The sequence below is a fragment of the Aeromonas sp. FDAARGOS 1405 genome, from assembly GCF_019048265.1.
Classification (GTDB): domain Bacteria; phylum Pseudomonadota; class Gammaproteobacteria; order Enterobacterales; family Aeromonadaceae; genus Aeromonas; species Aeromonas veronii_A.
In genome coordinates, this window is the sequence record NZ_CP077311.1 from 2,349,926 (window position 1) to 2,366,327 (window position 16,402).

Sequence of the window (16,402 nt, forward strand, 5' to 3'; positions counted from 1 at the left end):
GCAGAACGGGGCGAGAGAGAAATTACAGTACGTATTTCACCAGCTCGATCTTGCCCAGCGCAGTGTACATCGCTTCGATGTGCTCTTTGCTCTGGGCAGTCACGGTCACGCGAACCGAGTGATAGTTGCCCTTGGAGCTGGGCTGGACGGTCGGGCTGTAGGTGCCGGGGGCGTGCTGCTGCAGCACTTCAACCACCATATCCGGCAACGCAGGATCCGCGATGCCGAGTACCTTGAACGGGAATTTGCAGGGAAACTCCAGCAGTTCATCAAACTTGGTATTCATTTACTCACCTTTTTCGTCATCAGCATGATGACTTCATCTTGGATGGCTAGTGGCCGATGGCCCGTGGAGGCCGCCATTTCAAGTCTGCATGGGTGCGGCTAAACCCTATATGGGCGCCGTACACTCCGGGATCAAGGCCGGGAGCGGTCAGACAAGGATGGAAGTGCTGCTTTTTACCACAAATCAGGGTAAGGCGGAACCTGCAGTTTACAGGGTTATTCACTGCCTTTGCCCGGCGCAGACAGCAGCGGCGCCTGTTGGCGCCGCTGTTCGGTGAGGATTGTGCGTCGGATTACTTGAACCAGCTGGTGACCAGCAGTACCAGGTAGTCCCACAGACGGCTCATCAAGCCACCTTCTTGCACCTCTTCCAGGGCGACCAGCGGCACCTGCTTGATCTCTTTGTCACCCTGCTTCAGGAACACGGTACCAACGCGCTGACCCTTGGCCAACGGGGCTTTCAGCTCGCTGTCGAGCTGGAAGTCTGCCTTGAGGTTGTTGCCCTGACCGCGAGTGACCAGCACGGAGACATCTTTGTCGACGCCCAGTTTCACTTCAGACTTGTCGCCCATCCAGATCTTCTGGGTGACCAGCTCGGTGCCTGCCTTGTATGGAGTCAGGCTCTGGAAGAAGCGGAAGCCGTAGGTGAGCAGTTTCTTGCTCTCGGCGGCGCGGGAGGCTTCGCTGCTGGCGCCCAGTACCACGGCGATCAGGCGCATGCCTTCGTTGTTGGTGGCAGAGGAGACCAGGTTATAGCCGACCTGGCTGACGTGGCCGGTCTTGATGCCATCCACTTGCAGGGATTGATCCCACAGCAGGCGGTTGCGGTTGTGCTGGGTGATACCGTTGAAGACGAAGGATTTCTGGGAGTAGATCTTGTACTCCTCCGGCTGATCATGGATCAGTGCCTGACCCAGGCGGGCCATATCACGGGCTGTACTGTAGTGACCCTCTTCATCCAGACCGTGGGGGTTCTTGAACTGGGTGTCCTTCATGCCGAGCTTGGCGGCCCAGGCGTTCATCAGGCTGGCGAAGGAGTCGGTACTGCCGGCCAGATGTTCGGCCATGGCGACGCAGGCATCGTTGCCGGACTGGATGATGATGCCCTTGTTCAGGTCATCGACAGAGACCTGCTTGCCCACCTCGATAAACATCTTGGAGGAGTCTGAGTAGTTCTTGGACCAGGCGTTCTGGCTGATGGTCACCATGTCGGTGCCCTTGATGTTCCCCTTGTGCAGCTCGTCGCCAACGATGTAGGAGGTCATCATCTTGGTCAGGCTGGCAGGGGGCAGACGCTCGTCGGCGTTCTGCTCGGCCAGCACCTGACCGGAGTAGTAGTCGATCAGGATATGGGCCTTGGCGGAGATCTCCGGCGCGGCGGGAACCACCACTGGGTTGGCGTTCGGCGTGGGTGTCGGCACCGGCGTATTGGCCTGAGCGGTTACGCTGATCAGTGAGGCCAGAAGAACTGAACGGGCAAATTTGGACATCTTGAAATTCCTGCGAGCCAGATGGGGATAAAATGCGGGCCTAACTATACCAGATGCGCCCGCAGGTTATAGTCCGACATGGCGATCATGACTGGTTTTTTATCCATCAATCCCTGCCATCACGCCATAAAGCGACGTGATGGCGGGGCCAGGAGATTGGTCACCGCCGCTGTCAGAGGAGGGATCAGGGCACGATAAAGGCCTGTTCCAGTCCCCCTTGCCGTACTTTTTCCAGCAGTGCGGCTTGTTTATCCGCCTCCACCGGGCCGATCAAGACCCGGAAGATGGCGCCATGGGCTTCAATCCGGTAGGGCACACCATGGCGCTGGGTCATCACCTTGCCCATCGCCTCGGCCCGATCCCGGGAGCCGCTGGCCAGTACCTGGATCATCTTGCCATCACCGCTGCTGGCGGGCGCTGCAGCCTTGGCCGGAGCCTGCTTGACAGGTGCCGCTTTGGCAGGCTTGGCCGCTGGCGCCTTGACGGGAGCAGGGGCAGCAGCGGGAGTGGCCATCGCCAGTGCGGTCGGTTCACCCAGGAAGCCATCTTGCGCCACTGTGTTGGATGCCGTTGCTGGCGGGGTGGTCGGGGTCATCTCGATGGGCTTCATCGGTTCCATGATCACCATCTGGTCCGGGGTGTCGTTGATCAGCTCCAGTCGAACGCGAGCTGTGCCGCTATCGACCATCTCCAGCTGCTTGGCTGCCGCATAGGAGAGGTCGATCAGGTGAGGGCTGTTGAAAGGGCCGCGATCGTTGACCCGCACTATGGTCTCCAGCCCGTTGTCCAGATTGGTGACCCGCACATAGCTCGGGATGGGCAGGTTGCGATGGGCGGCGCTGAACAGCTTGCTGTCCAGCACATCGCCGTTGGCGGTCTTCTGGCCATCCAGATCCGGTGACAGCCAGCTGGCGGAGCCCTCTTCGCTATAGTGCTTGATATCGCGCCACACCTCGTTTTTCTGTTTGCCAATCCAGTAGTCCCGGTTGCCGCTCGCGCTCAGGGGCTCCGGGCGTGGGATGGCGCCGGTGGCTTGCGGGATCTCGATAACGGGTGGCTTGCTGACCGGTGCAGGCGGCTCGACAGGGGCGCTCTGTTCCGGCTGGCTGCTACAGGCGGCCAGCAACAAGCTCAGACTGAGCGGGAGGAGTTTGTGACGAAGATGCATACGCTTCCTGAATGGCTTGGCTAAGTTGATACACCGCCATCGCGTAGAGTGGGCTGCGATTGTAGCGGGTGATCACGTAAAAGTTATGCCGTGCGACCCAGTATTCCGGTCCATCGGCTTGGGCAAGCGCCAGCAACTTGACCGGCGTCTGCGGGGCCAGCGGCGTGGCGAGCTCAATCCCTGCCGCCGCCAGTTCTGACCACTGTTGTGTGAGCTCGGGCTCAGATCTCAGCAAAGGTTCGACCGCCATCAGCCCGATCTGGGCAGGTTCCACCACGGATTCGCCCCAGCGCCACTGGTGGCTGGCTAAATAGTTGGCCACGCTGCCGATGGCATCGACCGGGTTGGCAAACAGATCCCGCTTGCCATCCCCGTCAAAATCGACGGCGTAGTGGCGGTAGCTGGAGGGCATGAACTGCCCCATCCCCATGGCGCCAGCATAGGAGCCCTTGAGGTGCTCCAGCGACCACCCCTCTTCCCTTGCCAGCAACACCAGCTGGGCAAACTCCTTGGCAAAGAAGTCGCTGCGCTCCGGGTAGTGGAACCCCAGGGTGTAGAGGCTATCGAGCACCGGATGACGGCCCATCTGGCGACCGTAGAAGGTCTCGATCCCTATGATGGCCACGATGAGCGAGGCCGGCACCCGATAGAGCTGTTCCGCGCGGGCCAGCGTCTCGGCATGTTGCTGCCAGAACTGCTGGCCGTCACGGATGCGATCCGGGGTAACAAACAGCGGCCGGTAGCGATGCCAGGGTTTGGCCTCCCACGGCTTGCTGATGGTGTCGAGCACCTCCTGCCGTAACTGAGCGCGGGCGACGGCAGCCTGCAGCTCCGCCAGCGGCACTTGCTGCTGTTCGGCGAGCAGGGCCAAGCGATCCGGCGCCACGGCAGCGGTTGCCATCGAGGCGGCGAGAGAGAGCAACAATCCAACCCGTTTCATCAGGCAAGCAGCCCTCTATGAGTCTGAATTGACATCAGGATACCGAATCCGGCCATCAAGGTCACCATGGAGGTGCTGCCATCGATCTTCAGCAGCAGGGGAACACCCACCGCCGGCAAATAGATCCATCTCATCATGCCAGCAGCCTTCTATGAGTCTGGATGGACATCAGTATGCCAAAGCCGGCCATCAGGGTCACCATGGAGGTGCCGCCATAGCTCACCAGCGGCAGGGGAACCCCCACCACCGGCAGGATGCCACTCACCATGCCCATGTTGACGAACACATAGACGAAGAAGGTGAGAGTGATGGCGCCGCCCAGCAGTCGCTCGAAGCTGTTCTGGGCCTGCATCGAGATAAACAGACAGCGGCTGATGACATAGAGATAGAGCACCAGCAGCAGGGCAACCCCCACCAGACCGAACTCCTCGCTAAATACCGCGAAGATGAAGTCGGTGTGGCGCTCGGGCAAGAACTCCAGCTGGGACTGGGTCCCTTGCAGCCACCCCTTGCCGAAGACGCCACCGGAGCCGATGGCAATCTTGGACTGGATGATGTGGTAGCCGCGGCCGAGCGGGTCTTTCTCCGGGTCGAGCAGCATCAGCACCCGCTGGCGCTGGTAGTCGTGCATCAGGAAGAACCAGAGCACCGGCATAAAGGCCAGCATCAGTAGAACCGCCAAGCCGATCAGCCACCAGCTGAGCCCCGCCAGAAAGATCACGAAGAAGCCGGAGGCGGCCACCAGAATGGAGGTGCCAAGGTCGGGCTGGGCGGCGATCAGCAGGGTGGGCAGCAGCACCATGATGAGGGCGATCACCACATGGCTGAACTTGGGGGGAAGCGAGTGGCGGCTGAGCCAGGCCGCCACCATGATGGGCATGGAGAGCTTCATCACTTCGGAGGGCTGGAACTTCATAAAGCCGAGATCGAGCCAGCGCTGGGCCCCCTTGCCGATATGGCCGAATACGTCTACCGCAATCAGCATCAGCACCACCACGGCGAACAGCGGCACCGACCAGCGGGCGTAGAGGGAGGGAGGGAGCTGGGCCATGCCGATCATCAGGGCAAAGGCGAGGCCGCCGCGCACCAGTTGGCGCACGATGGAGTCCATATCCTGGCCTGACGCTGAGTAGAGCACCACCATGGAGAGGGCGACAACGGCCAGCAGACCCAACAGCAGGGGCAGGTCGATATGCAGCTTGTACCAGATACTCTGCTGGCGGGCTGAATTACTCATGGGGGGCGACCTCACTCGGTTGGGACGGCTTTTCCGGTGCCGGTGGCAGTTGCGGATCTGGAGGCAGCAGATAGGCATCCAGCATCTGGCGTGCAATGGGCGATGCAGCCCGGCCACCACCACCACCAATGGAGTTTTCCAGCACCAGTGCGACGACCGCTTTGGGCGCCTCAAAGGGGGCATAGGCAACGAATAGGGCGTTATCGCGATGCTCCGCTTTGACGGTCTTGATGTTGTAGACCTGATTTTCCTTCAAACCGACTACCTGCGCAGTGCCTGATTTACCACCTGACGAGTAGGGGGCCTTTGCAAATGCATGACGGCCACTGCCTTCACTGCCATGGTTGACGCGCCACATGCCGTCCTGGGCTACTTTCCAGTAGCTGTCGCTCTTGAGCTTGAGGGCGATGTTGGGGTTGACCGGGGCATCGACCACCCCCGCCTGCGAAGCGGTGCTCTTGAGCAAGTGCGGCGTCACGTCGTGGCCGTTTTGGGTCAGGATGCTGATCGCCTTGGCCAGCTGGAGTGGTGTCGCGCTCCAGTAGCCCTGACCGATACCGACCGAGATGGTGTCACCCTGATACCAGGGCTGGCGCCAGCGGGCCATCTTCCAGTCGCGAGACGGCATGACGCCCTTGGTCTCTTCATAGAGATCGACGCCAGTGTACTGACCGAAACCGAACTTGGTCATATAGCTGTGGATCTTGTCGATACCGACCCGATAGGCGAGATCGTAGAAGTAGGTATCGGCCGAGACCTCGATGGCGCGATAGACATCGAGCCAGCCGTGGCCCCAGCGGCGCCAGTCACGGAACTTCTTGGTGGTGCCGGGAATGGAGAAGCTCGGGCCGCCGAAATAGCGGTAGCCCGGGGTAATGGCCCCCTCGTTGAGGCCCATGATGGACATCATGGGTTTGACGGTGGAGGCGGGGGCATAGATCCCCTGAGTGGTACGGTTCACCAGCGGCCGTGCCGGATCGTTGAGCAGTGCCGAGTAGTTGGCGCTGGATATGCCTGTCACGAACAGGTTGGGGTCATAGCTCGGGCTCGACTCCAGCGCCAGGATGGCACCGGTTTTCGGGTTCATCATCACGATGGCACCACGCTGGCCGGCCAGCAGTTGCTGGGCCTTGAGCTGCATCCGGACGTCGATATTGAGGTAGATATCCTTGCCCGGAACCGGAGGCTGGAACTTGAGGGTGCGGACAATCCGGCCGCGGTTGTTGACCTCGACCTCCTGATAACCCGCCACCCCGTGCAGCTCATCCTCGTAATACTTCTCCACCCCCTGCTTGCCGATATCCTTGGTGGCGGCATAGTTGGCGAGTTTGTCCTCTTTTTCGAGACGTTCCACGTCGCGGGTATTGATCTTGGCCACATAACCCAGCGCATGGGTCAGGGTGTCGCCAAACGGGTAGTAGCGCTTGAGGTAGGCCTCGATGCTTGCACCCGGATAGTTGTGCTGGTTGACCGAGAAGAGCGCCACCTGATATTCGGTCAGCTTCTCGTAGAGAGGGACCGGCTTGAAGCGACGCTGGCGTTTTACTTCGGTCAGAAACTTCTCTTTGGTGCCTTCCGGCAGCCCCAGCAGGGCGATCAGCTGGTCGGCAGTTTTTTCAAGATCCCTAGTCTCTTCCGGGACGATTTCCAGACTGTAGACAGGGCGATTCTCCGCCAGCAGCACGCCGTTGGTGTCGTAGATGAGCCCCCGTGGTGGCGCCACCGGCACCACCCGGATACGGTTGGAGTTGGAACGGGTCTGGTAGGTGTCGTAGGACTCCACCTGCAGGTAGTAGAGATTGCCCAGCAGCACCAGCATCAGCACCACGATGCCGATGTAGGCTACCAGGGTGCGCCGGAAGAACAGATTGCCCTCGGCACTGTGATCGCGCATCTCGATGCGTTGTTTCAACATGCCTTTACCTCGGATTTGTGGGGGGCAATAACGGCAGGAACGGCATGGTTCACTCTCTGTGATAAGGGTGATTGGTCGTTATGCTCCAGGCACGGTAGAGGCTCTCGGCCACCAGTACCCGTACCAGCGGATGGGGCAGGGTGAGCGGCGACAGCGACCAGCTCTGCTCGGCGGCAGCCTTGCACTCGGGGGACAAGCCTTCCGGCCCACCCACCAGCAGGGCCACATCGCGGCCATCGAGCTTCCACGCTTCCAGTTGCACGGCGAGTTGCTCCGTGGTCCAGGGTTTGCCCGGAATATCGAGAGTGACGATGCGCGAGCGCCCCGCTGCCGTCAGCATGGCCTCCCCCTCTTTTTGCAGAATGCGGGGAATATCGGCATTTTTGCCCCGTTTGCCGGCGCCAATCTCCACCAGCTCGAACAGCATATCTTTTGGGAAGCGACGGCGATACTCTTCGAAGCCATGCTCCACCCAGGCGGGCATCTTGGTGCCCACCGCAATCAACTGAATCTTCATCTTGCTACGTTGCTGCTCTCGTTATTGCGTGTTCATCTGAGCGGCACCGCTCCACAGTTTTTCCAGTTGGTAGAAGTCACGATATTCATCCTGCATCACATGCACGATCACCGAGCCCATATCTACCAGCACCCACTCGCCGCCAGATTCACCTTCCACGCTCAGTAGATCAAGCCCGGCATGGCGGGCCTCACTGGCCAGATGGTTGGCGATGGCGCTGACGTGACGACTGGAGTTGCCGGAGCAGACGATCATGGTGTCAGTGATGCTGGATTTGCCGCGTACATCGAGGGTGATGATGTCGCGGCCTTTCATGTCATCGATCTTGTCGATGATAAAGGCGTGCAGTTCTTGGCCTTGCAATGAGTCTCTCCTGTATTCCGGCGCCTGACAGCGTGAGGGCGGCGGATTATATCATGGTCACTCCCGTTTCCTATCGGAACGGAGCCGCCGGGAAGTCTTACCGGCAAATGGCGCGGTAGAGCCCCTGTTGATCAATATAGTGCGCAACCGGCTCGGGCAAGAGGTAGCGGGGATCTTCTCCCGCCGCCAGCAGTTGGCGCAGCCAGGTGGCAGACAATTCAATGGGCTGGTTGCTGGCCAGCCAGATATAGCCAGCCCGTTGCCGACGCAGGGCTTCGACCTCTTTGACCTGATGACTGGCTAGCAGCTGCGCCAGTTCGGCCGGGTAATCGGGTTGCCAGCCGGGGCGGGTGCTCACCACCAGATGGGCATAGTCGAGCAGCTCCTGCCAGCGGTGCCAGCCTGGCAGGCTCAGCAGGGAATCCATCCCCATCAGAAAACATAGCGGCGTATCGGGCAGCTCCTGACGCAGCTCGATCAGGGTATCGATGGTGTAAGAGGGCTTGTCCCGTCGCAGCTCCCGCTCATCCACCACAAAGTGGTGGTTCTCCGCCGCCGCCAGTTTGACCATGGCGAGACGCTGCTCGCTCGAGCAGAACGGGTTGGCGCGGTGGGGCGGGATATGGTTCGGGATCAGCCGCACTTCGGCCAGACCAATGGCATCGCGCGCCTCGATGGCGGGGCGCAGATGGCCGATATGAACGGGGTCGAAGGTACCGCCAAGCAAGCCGACAGGTGCCTGCAGCGAGCTGCCAGAACGCTTCAGCATGGGCTGCTCTCCATGACCAGCGGCAGTGGGGTGCCATCACGAAAGCCAAGGGCGATGGTCTGCAGCATCAGCCAGGCTTGCTCGGTATCAAAGCGGCGCTGGGCGTCATCCAGCTGGGCCATCAGCAGCCACAGTTGCTGCAGCTTGGCGAAGGGGAGGCGAGTCAGCGCCTGTTGAATGAGTTGCTGGCGGCTTTGCCAGATGCGCAAGCGGCTGAAGTGCTCCCCCAGCGGCTGGCCGTTGCGCATCGCCAGCGACAGCTCTGTCAGCTGCTCCAGCTCGCGGCAGAGGGTCCATGCCAGCATCCCCGGCTCGGTGCCTTCTGCCCGCAGGGCGGCCAGGATCCGCTGGGCCCGGTTCACCTTCCCCTCCAGCAGGGTATCGACCAGCTGGAACGGGGTGAAGTGGGCGTGACGGATGATGGTTTCCTGCAGATAGGTAACGCTGATGGGCTGTGGCGGCGAGAGCAGAGTCAGCTTCTCGATCTCCTGACTCGCCGCCAGCAGGTTGCCCTCGTAGGAGTGGCACATGAAGTTGATGGCATCCGGCAGCGCCTTGAGGCCAAAACGCGCAAAACGGGCGCTCATCCAGCGCGGGAAGAATTTGGGTTCCGGATGGTTGACCGGCACATAGGTGCCAATCTGGTAGAGCTTATCGAACCAGGCTGCCTTCATCTGGGTCTGGTTGAGGCGACCGCCGCTCAGCACCAGCAGCAGGTCTGGATGGAGCTGTTTGCCGATTTCGCTGATACGGGCGGCCAGATCCTTGTCGACCTTGGCGGGCAGCTCCAGCTCGATGATCTGGCGGGCTGAGAAGAGGCTCATGGCCTGACAGGCGTCATAGACCTGATTCCAGTCCAGACCGGCTTCGACCACAAAGGTGTGGCGCTCATCGAATCCCTGTTTGCGGGCGATCTGACGGATGGCGTCGATGGCTTCCAGCCGTAACAGAGGCTCGTCGCCAAAAACGAGATAGCAGGGCCGAAGCCCTGCTTTGAGGTGGTCACCAAATTGTTCCGGGTAGACTCTCATCAAAATACTCGCATCAGAAGCTGACCTGGCTCAACTGCCGGATCACCTGATTGGCCGCCTGCTCCTGCATCTCGCGATTGAGCTGCTCCTGTTCACGAGAGGAGGCGAGAGCTGCATCCGGCTTGTTGAGGAAGCTGCGGTTGAAGTTGATGGGGAAGACCTGGGTCGGCTTGCCCGGGGCCGAGATGGTGAACTGGGTCGTGAAGCCCAGCACATATTCGGTGTCCGTCCCCAGCGCGTTGACCGAGGCGACCTGGCTGGAGCTGCGAATGATGCCCAGAGTGAGCACGGGAATGCCCTCCTTGTCAGCCAGGGTTACGCCAGAGGCCTTCAGGCGGGTGGTCACCAGCCGGTAGAAGTCGCTCTTGTTGTCGCCCACGACCTTCATGGTCATCAGCTCGGCCGGGATGCCGGTGCCGCGCATGTGAAAGCCGCAGCCTTGCATCAGCAGACCCGCCAGCACGATGGCCATCCAGCGGGTGAAGATGGTGCCCATAGAAAATCCTCTTTGCATTAAGGGAAAGCGGCGGGCGCAGGGCCCGCCGTTATCATCCGTTTGCTGTCACAGATTGACAATGATCAGCTGGCAGCCAATTAGTTAGCGACAATGTTGAGCAGCTTGCCAGGTACATAGATCACCTTGCGCACGGTCAGCCCGTCGGTGAACTTCTGTACGGAGGCATCGGCCATTGCCAGCTTCTCGACGTCGGCCTGGCTGATCTCGGCCGGCACGGTCAGCTTGCCGCGCATCTTGCCGTTGATCTGTACCACCACCAGCTTCTCGGTCTCGACCATGGCCGCTTCATCGGCCACCGGCCAGACTGCGTGATCGATGTCGTCGCCCTTGCCCAGCATCTTCCACAGCTCGAAGCCGATGTGCGGAGTGATGGGGTAGAGCATGACTACCACAGCTTCCAGCGCTTCCTGCATCAGGGCGCGGTCCTGCTCGTCGTTGCCCAGCTTGGAGAGATTGTTCATCAGCTCCATGATGGCGGCGATGGCGGTGTTGAAGGTCTGACGGCGACCCACGTCATCGCTCACCTTGGCGATGGTCTTGTGCAGTTCACGGCGTACCGCTTTCTGCTCGTTGGTGAGAGCAGCGACATCGAGTGCGGCAACGACACCACCGGAAACGTGTTCGAAGGTGACGCGCCACAGGCGACGCAGGAAGCGCTGGGCACCCTCTACGCCGGAGTCGGACCACTCCAGCGTCATTTCTGCCGGAGAGGCGAACATCATGAACAGACGGACGGTATCGGCGCCGTAACGCTCGACCATCAGCTGCGGGTCGATGCCGTTGTTCTTGGACTTGGACATCTTGGTCATACCGGAGTGCATTACCTCACGGCCTTCGTTGTCGATGGCCTTGGTGATGCGACCCTTCTCGTCACGCTCTACCTTGACGTCGGTCGGGCTGACCCAGACGTTGCCGCCCTTCTCGTCTTTGTAGTAGAAGGCGTCAGCCAGCACCATGCCCTGGCAGAGCAGGCGCTTGAACGGCTCGTCGCTGTTGACCAGACCCGCGTCACGCAGCAGCTTGTGGAAGAAGCGGGCGTAGAGCAGGTGCATACAGGCGTGTTCGATACCGCCGATGTACTGATCCACCGGCAGCCAGTGGTTGGCAGCAGCCGGATCCAGCATGCCCTTGTCGTAGTCCGGGGAGCAGTAGCGCGCGTAGTACCAGGAGGACTCCATAAAGGTGTCGAAGGTATCGGTCTCGCGGAACGCTTCCTGACCGTTGTAGGTGGTCTTGGCCCACTCGGCATCAGCTTTGATCGGGCTCTGGATACCATCCATCACCACATCTTCCGGCAGCAGCACCGGCAGTTGATCTTCCGGCGTCGGTACCACGGAACCGTCAGCTAGGGTCAGCATCGGGATGGGGGCACCCCAGTAACGCTGACGAGAGACACCCCAATCACGCAGACGGTAGTTGACGGTGCGCTTGCCCTTGCCGAGCCCTTCCAGCTTGCTGGCGATGGCATCAAAGGCGCCCTGGAAGTCGAGACCGTCAAACTCGCCGGAGTTGAACAGCACGCCTTTCTCGGTGTAAGCCGCTTCGCTCACGTCGACGTCGCCATCAACCGGCTTGATCACCGCCTTGATGTCGAGGCCATATTTGGTGGCGAATTCGAAGTCACGCTGATCGTGGGCCGGAACCGCCATCACGGCGCCGGTGCCGTAATTCATCAGCACGAAGTTGGCGACCCAGACCGGCACCTTGCGGCCATCCAGCGGGTGAATGGCGTAGAGGCCGGTGGCCATGCCCTTCTTCTCCATGGTGGCCAGCTCGGCTTCGGCTACCTTGGTGTTCTTGCACTCTTCGATAAAGGCGGCCAGCTCCGGATTGTTCTGGGCTGCTTGCAGCGCCAGCGGGTGGCCGGCGGCGATACCGACATAGGTGACGCCCATGAAGGTGTCCGGACGGGTGGTATAGACCTCCAGCTGCTCAGCCTGACCCTCGATGGCAAAGCTGATGTTGACCCCTTCGGAGCGGCCAATCCAGTTGCGCTGCATGGTCTTGACCATCTCCGGCCAGCCTTCCAGATTGTCGATGTCGCTGAGCAGCTCTTCGGCGTAGTCGGTGATCTTGATGAACCACTGGGGGATCTCTTTCTGTTCCACCGGGGTGTCACAGCGCCAGCAGCAGTTGTCGACCACCTGCTCGTTGGCCAGCACTGTCATGTCGTTCGGGCACCAGTTGACGGAGGAGGTCTTCTTGTAGACCAGACCCTTCTCGTAGAGCTTGGTGAAGAACCACTGCTCCCAGCGGTAGTAGTCCGGCTTGCAGGTGGCGACTTCACGATCCCAGTCATAACCCAGACCCAGCATCTTCAGCTGGTTCTTCATGTACTCGATGTTTTCGTAGGTCCAGGGGGCCGGCGCCGTGTTGTTCTTGATGGCGGCGTTTTCCGCCGGCAGACCGAAGGCATCCCAACCGATGGGTTGCAGCACGTTCTTGCCATTGAGGCGTTGATAACGGGAGATCACATCACCTATGGTGTAGTTGCGAACGTGCCCCATGTGTAGACGACCAGACGGATAGGGGAACATGGAGAGGCAGTAGAACTTCTCTTTGTCTACTTTCTCCACGGCCTTGAAGGTTTTCTTGGCATCCCAGTGCTTCTGCACTGCTGGTTCGATAGATTGGGGAACGTATTGCTCTTGCATTGGTGACATCCGGATCTGTGAAATGAATAGATAAATCAGCTGGGAAATCGCAATAGAATACCCATATCCTGCGGCGGCAACAACCGCCAGCATCCGTCAAGCCTGAAGCCGGGCCAGAAAGGGATTTAGCAGAGGAGTAACAGCCATGGACAAACGTCAAAAAGGGTATGAAACCTTCATTGCCGAACTGCAAAAGCAGTGGCAAGAGACAGAGCAGTTCCAGGGGGAGCGCCTCAACCGGATGATTGCCCGTGTTCAGGCCTATCTGGAGGCAGCCAGTGACCTCACTCAGGACGAGCTGGCGCTGATCGCCGAGTATGTGAAGCGGGATCTGGGCAACTATGACGAGGGGCGCAAGGATGAGCTGGTGGAGGAGTCTGCCTTTATGCTGGCGCTCAAAGATACCGCCTGGTCCTGGCTGGCAGATGTGACCGACCGCGCCCAGGTGGAGTGGCGCGAGCTGGCCGATGAGCTGGAGCACAAGGGTGTTTACGAAGCGGGCGACTGGGTGGGGCTCGGGGTCATGGTGTGCGACCAGTGTGGCTGGCGCCATACCGTGCTCCATCCCGAGCAGTTAGATACCTGCCCCGAATGCGGCTGCGCTGAATATCACCGCGAGCCGCTCTCGCCCTGAGTCATGCCATCAAGGCGGACGAGATAACGAGCAAAAAGGCGCCATCAGGCGCCTTTTTCTTGCTTGCAGGTTTCGTCGGGGCGTTTACTTGCCCGCGACGGAGAGGCCACCAAAACGGATAAGCGGGGAGTAGAAGCCCTTGCCGTCGTTGTGGTGCAGGGTATCGCCGACCGCTTCCAGCTCGCCCAGCAGGCGGTAGAAGTTGCCTGCTACCGTGATGCCGCGCACCGGCTGCAGGCGAACTCCATCGCGGCAGAGGAAGCCCGACGCGCCAAAGGAGAAGTCACCGCTCACCGCATCGGCACCGGAGTGCAGACCATCCAGCTTGACCAGCTCCAGATAGTCGCCGCTTTGCACCTCCGCTTCCCTATGGGGGCCCGCGCTAAACACCAGATGGCGAGCGGTCACATCGAGGGCGCTGCGGGCACCGCGAGCGGCCGAACCGTTGCTGGCGACTCCAAAGTGGCGGGCGGTGGCGCTGTTGTGGAGCAGGGTTTTCAGCTCCCCTTCGCCAATCAGCAGCAGATCCGAGCTGGCAGCTCCCTCGCCATCAAACGCCTTGATGTTCATGCCGCCCGGCATATAGACCCTGCTCTCCAGAGTAAGCCAGCGTGACGCTACGCTCTGGCCGACCTTGCTGCGCCAGGGGTTGATCCCCTGCTGGGCCCACTTGCCCGACAGCACACCCTGAAAGCAGCCAAACAGGCTGGCGAAGCAGTTGGTGCTAAAGATGACGCTGTAGTGACCGCTCGGCACCGCTTCACCGGGCAGCAGACCATCGGCGATGGCGTAGATCTGCTCGATCAGGGCCTGACTGTCCAGCTCGTCGAAGCGGCGGCCATACTGCCCCTGCGAGTGCATCGACTGGCGGCCATCCCGTTCCACCAGCGCCGAGGTGTAGCAGCCGACGCTGAACTCGCCGTGCTGGCAGAGGGTACCCTGACTGTTGGCGAGCCAGAGCTGGCTCTCCCCTTCGAAGAAGCTGTTGTAGGGGGCGCCGCTCACATCGGGCATGGCCAGCATGTCAGATTCGAGGCGCAGGGCCAGGGCGATCTTCTCCTCAACCGGCGTGGTATCGGGCTGGTTGATCTCGGCGCAATCTGTGGTGATCCGGCTATTGGCCACCGAGATGCGCTGATCCGCATCCACCTTGGCAAAGCGGCTGGCATCGAGCGCATCTTGCAGCATGGCATCCAGCGCCAGCTCATCGAGGGATTCCGAGTAGGCGATGCCGACCCGACCCTCTTTGATCAGGCGAATGCCGAGCTGTTGGCTGCTGGTGACCTTGTATTCACCCAGCTCGCCCTTGTCTGCCTTGAGGGAGAAGGCCTTCTCCTGATTGGCGATGATGTCTGCCTCGGCGTTGAGGTCGGCCACCTTGTCGAGCAGGCGGGTGAGCAGTTGGTTCATGTCGAGCTGGCTCATCAGGCGTTCCCTCCCACCAGGATATTGTCCACTTTCAGCGCCGGCTGGCCCACCGAGGTGGGGACCGAGCCAGAGACCGAGCCGCACATGCCGGCGGCCAGCGCCAGATTGCGGCCCACCATGGAGATCTCTTTCAGCACCTGCGGGCCGGTGCCGATCAGGGTGGCCGACTTGAGCGGTTTGGTTATTTTGCCGTGCTCGATGAGGTAGGCCTCCTGCACATTGAAGTTGAATTCACCGGTGCCGGGCTGTACCGAGCCGCCCCCCATCTTCTTGGCGTAGATACCGTGCTCCACCGTGGCCAACATGTCGTCGAGGCTGTGGTTGCCCGGCTCGATATAGGTGTTGCGCATGCGCGAGGTGGGGGCGTATTTGTAGGATTCGCGCCGCCCCGAGCCGGTGCGGGCGTAGCCCGTCTTGAGGGCGCCCATTCTGTCCACCAGAAAGCCGGTCAGCACGCCGTCCTTGATGAGCTGGGTGTGCTGGGTCGCCATCCCCTCGTCATCGACGTTGATGGAGCCCCAGGCATTGCCTTGCAGCCCTTCATCCACCGCATTGACCACCGGATTGGCGATGAGCTGGCCCATCTTGTCGTGGAACACCGAGGCCTTCTTGGCTACCGAGGTGGTCTCCAGCAGGTGGCCGCAAGCCTCGTGGAAGATGACGCCGCCAAAGCCGTTCTCCATGATGACCGGCAGGGTGCCGCTCGGGCAGGGAGCCGCGCCCAGTTTCACCAGTGCCTGACGAGTGGCGGTGAGGGCCAGCTCGCGCGGATCGATGCGATCGGCATGCTCCCACCCCATCAGGGCGCCGGGGGCCTCGTAACCAACGCTCTGCTCGCTCCCTTCCATGGCGATGGTCTGGGCCATGATGCGGTTGTAGTGGCGGCGATCGGCCACTTGCAGCCCTTCGCTGTTGAAGATCTCCACCTCCTGCTCCCAGCCCAGCACGTTGCCGGAGAACTGGCTCACCTTGTCGCTCTCAGCGCGGGCCGCCGCATCCATGGCGTGCAGGTAGGCAATCTTCTGCTCCAGCAGCTTGTCGGCCGACAGGGGCAGGGCCACCGGGTTGCGATCGCTCAGGCGGGTGAAATCGAAGGCGGTGGCGGTCACCACGGGGTCGCGGCGGTCTTTGGCCGCCAGCAGGGTGACGATGCGCAGCAGCTCGTCGCGGCTGGCTTGGTTGGTGTAGCCGTAGAGCACCTTGTGGCCGTAACAGAGGCGCACGCCGATGCCGAAATCGAGGCCACCGCTGATGTTCTCTATCTGGCTGGAGAGCAGGCTGAGCTGGCTGCGGCGCTTGCGCTCGACAAACAGCTCGGCGAAATCGGCACCCAGTGCCAGCGCGTGATCGAGCACGTCACGGGCGATGGCGGGGGCCAACAGGGAGAATGGGGTCATAGAATATCCTTTTCTGGTCTGTCCGTTTGCTTCCGACATCCGGCTCTGATTGTTATG

16 protein-coding genes are annotated in these 16,402 nt (G+C 60.9%); 1 reads left to right on the top strand and 15 read right to left on the bottom strand.

What is annotated here, in order from left to right; genetic code table 11:
* Positions 1-22: 22 nt before the first annotated feature.
* The 13 genes from ybeD to leuS all read right to left on the bottom strand — a co-directional run bounded on the left by ybeD (position 23) and on the right by leuS (position 12,886).
* Positions 23-286, bottom strand: coding sequence for a DUF493 family protein YbeD (gene ybeD / locus I6L35_RS11160; RefSeq protein ID WP_005348100.1), 264 nt, complete (start codon positions 284-286; stop codon positions 23-25).
* 292 nt (positions 287-578) lie between these two features.
* Complete coding sequence (locus tag I6L35_RS11165; protein WP_216953014.1) at positions 579-1,775, bottom strand: D-alanyl-D-alanine carboxypeptidase family protein; 1,197 nt, start codon at positions 1,773-1,775, stop codon at positions 579-581.
* Positions 1,776-1,959: 184 nt separating this feature from the next.
* Positions 1,960-2,943 (bottom strand): septal ring lytic transglycosylase RlpA family protein, encoded by a 984-nt coding sequence (locus I6L35_RS11170; RefSeq protein WP_216978169.1) that lies wholly within the window; start codon positions 2,941-2,943, stop codon positions 1,960-1,962.
* Positions 2,885-3,883, bottom strand: coding sequence for a lytic murein transglycosylase B (gene mltB / locus I6L35_RS11175; RefSeq protein ID WP_216978170.1), 999 nt, complete (start codon positions 3,881-3,883; stop codon positions 2,885-2,887). The genes I6L35_RS11170 and mltB overlap by 59 nt, the downstream gene beginning before the upstream one ends.
* Positions 3,883-4,020, bottom strand: a complete 138-nt coding sequence (locus tag I6L35_RS11180) for a hypothetical protein (RefSeq protein WP_216978171.1) — start codon at positions 4,018-4,020, stop codon at positions 3,883-3,885. Before I6L35_RS11180 ends, mltB begins: the two co-directional genes overlap by 1 nt.
* Entirely contained in the window at positions 4,017-5,120 is a 1,104-nt protein-coding gene (gene rodA / locus I6L35_RS11185; RefSeq protein WP_216978172.1) for a rod shape-determining protein RodA, read from the bottom strand. The genes I6L35_RS11180 and rodA overlap by 4 nt, the downstream gene beginning before the upstream one ends.
* On the bottom strand, positions 5,113-7,035 hold the full coding sequence (gene mrdA, locus I6L35_RS11190) for a penicillin-binding protein 2 (protein ID WP_216953017.1): 1,923 nt from the start codon (positions 7,033-7,035) through the stop codon (positions 5,113-5,115). The genes rodA and mrdA overlap by 8 nt, the downstream gene beginning before the upstream one ends.
* Before the next feature lie 49 nt (positions 7,036-7,084).
* On the bottom strand, positions 7,085-7,552 hold the full coding sequence (gene rlmH / locus I6L35_RS11195; protein ID WP_216978173.1) for a 23S rRNA (pseudouridine(1915)-N(3))-methyltransferase RlmH: 468 nt from the start codon (positions 7,550-7,552) through the stop codon (positions 7,085-7,087).
* A 21-nt stretch (positions 7,553-7,573) separates the two neighbouring features.
* Positions 7,574-7,915, bottom strand: coding sequence for a ribosome silencing factor (gene rsfS, locus I6L35_RS11200; protein WP_005348085.1), 342 nt, complete (start codon positions 7,913-7,915; stop codon positions 7,574-7,576).
* Positions 7,916-8,012: 97 nt separating this feature from the next.
* Positions 8,013-8,684 carry a nicotinate-nucleotide adenylyltransferase gene (gene nadD, locus I6L35_RS11205; protein WP_216978174.1) on the bottom strand — a complete coding sequence of 224 codons (672 nt, stop codon included), beginning with the start codon at positions 8,682-8,684 and terminating at the stop codon, positions 8,013-8,015.
* Complete coding sequence (holA, locus tag I6L35_RS11210; RefSeq protein WP_216978175.1) at positions 8,678-9,715, bottom strand: DNA polymerase III subunit delta; 1,038 nt, start codon at positions 9,713-9,715, stop codon at positions 8,678-8,680. The genes nadD and holA overlap by 7 nt, the downstream gene beginning before the upstream one ends.
* Before the next feature lie 13 nt (positions 9,716-9,728).
* Positions 9,729-10,211, bottom strand: coding sequence for an LPS assembly lipoprotein LptE (gene lptE / locus I6L35_RS11215; protein ID WP_005348079.1), 483 nt, complete (start codon positions 10,209-10,211; stop codon positions 9,729-9,731).
* 98 nt (positions 10,212-10,309) lie between these two features.
* Entirely contained in the window at positions 10,310-12,886 is a 2,577-nt protein-coding gene (gene leuS / locus I6L35_RS11220) for a leucine--tRNA ligase (RefSeq protein ID WP_216978176.1), read from the bottom strand.
* Between the two features lie 145 nt (positions 12,887-13,031).
* Between leuS and I6L35_RS11225 the strand changes: the two genes are divergently transcribed.
* Complete coding sequence (locus I6L35_RS11225) at positions 13,032-13,520, top strand: zinc ribbon-containing protein (protein ID WP_201929062.1); 489 nt, start codon at positions 13,032-13,034, stop codon at positions 13,518-13,520.
* Between the two features lie 84 nt (positions 13,521-13,604).
* On the opposite strand, the gene I6L35_RS11230 is transcribed toward I6L35_RS11225, so the two are convergent.
* Both I6L35_RS11230 and I6L35_RS11235 read right to left on the bottom strand, forming a co-directional pair.
* Positions 13,605-14,945: a TldD/PmbA family protein gene (locus tag I6L35_RS11230; RefSeq protein ID WP_216978177.1), complete on the bottom strand. Its 1,341-nt coding sequence runs from the start codon at positions 14,943-14,945 to the stop codon at positions 13,605-13,607.
* Positions 14,945-16,345: a TldD/PmbA family protein gene (locus I6L35_RS11235; protein WP_216978178.1), complete on the bottom strand. Its 1,401-nt coding sequence runs from the start codon at positions 16,343-16,345 to the stop codon at positions 14,945-14,947. Before I6L35_RS11235 ends, I6L35_RS11230 begins: the two co-directional genes overlap by 1 nt.
* Between the last annotated feature and the right edge of the window lie 57 nt (positions 16,346-16,402).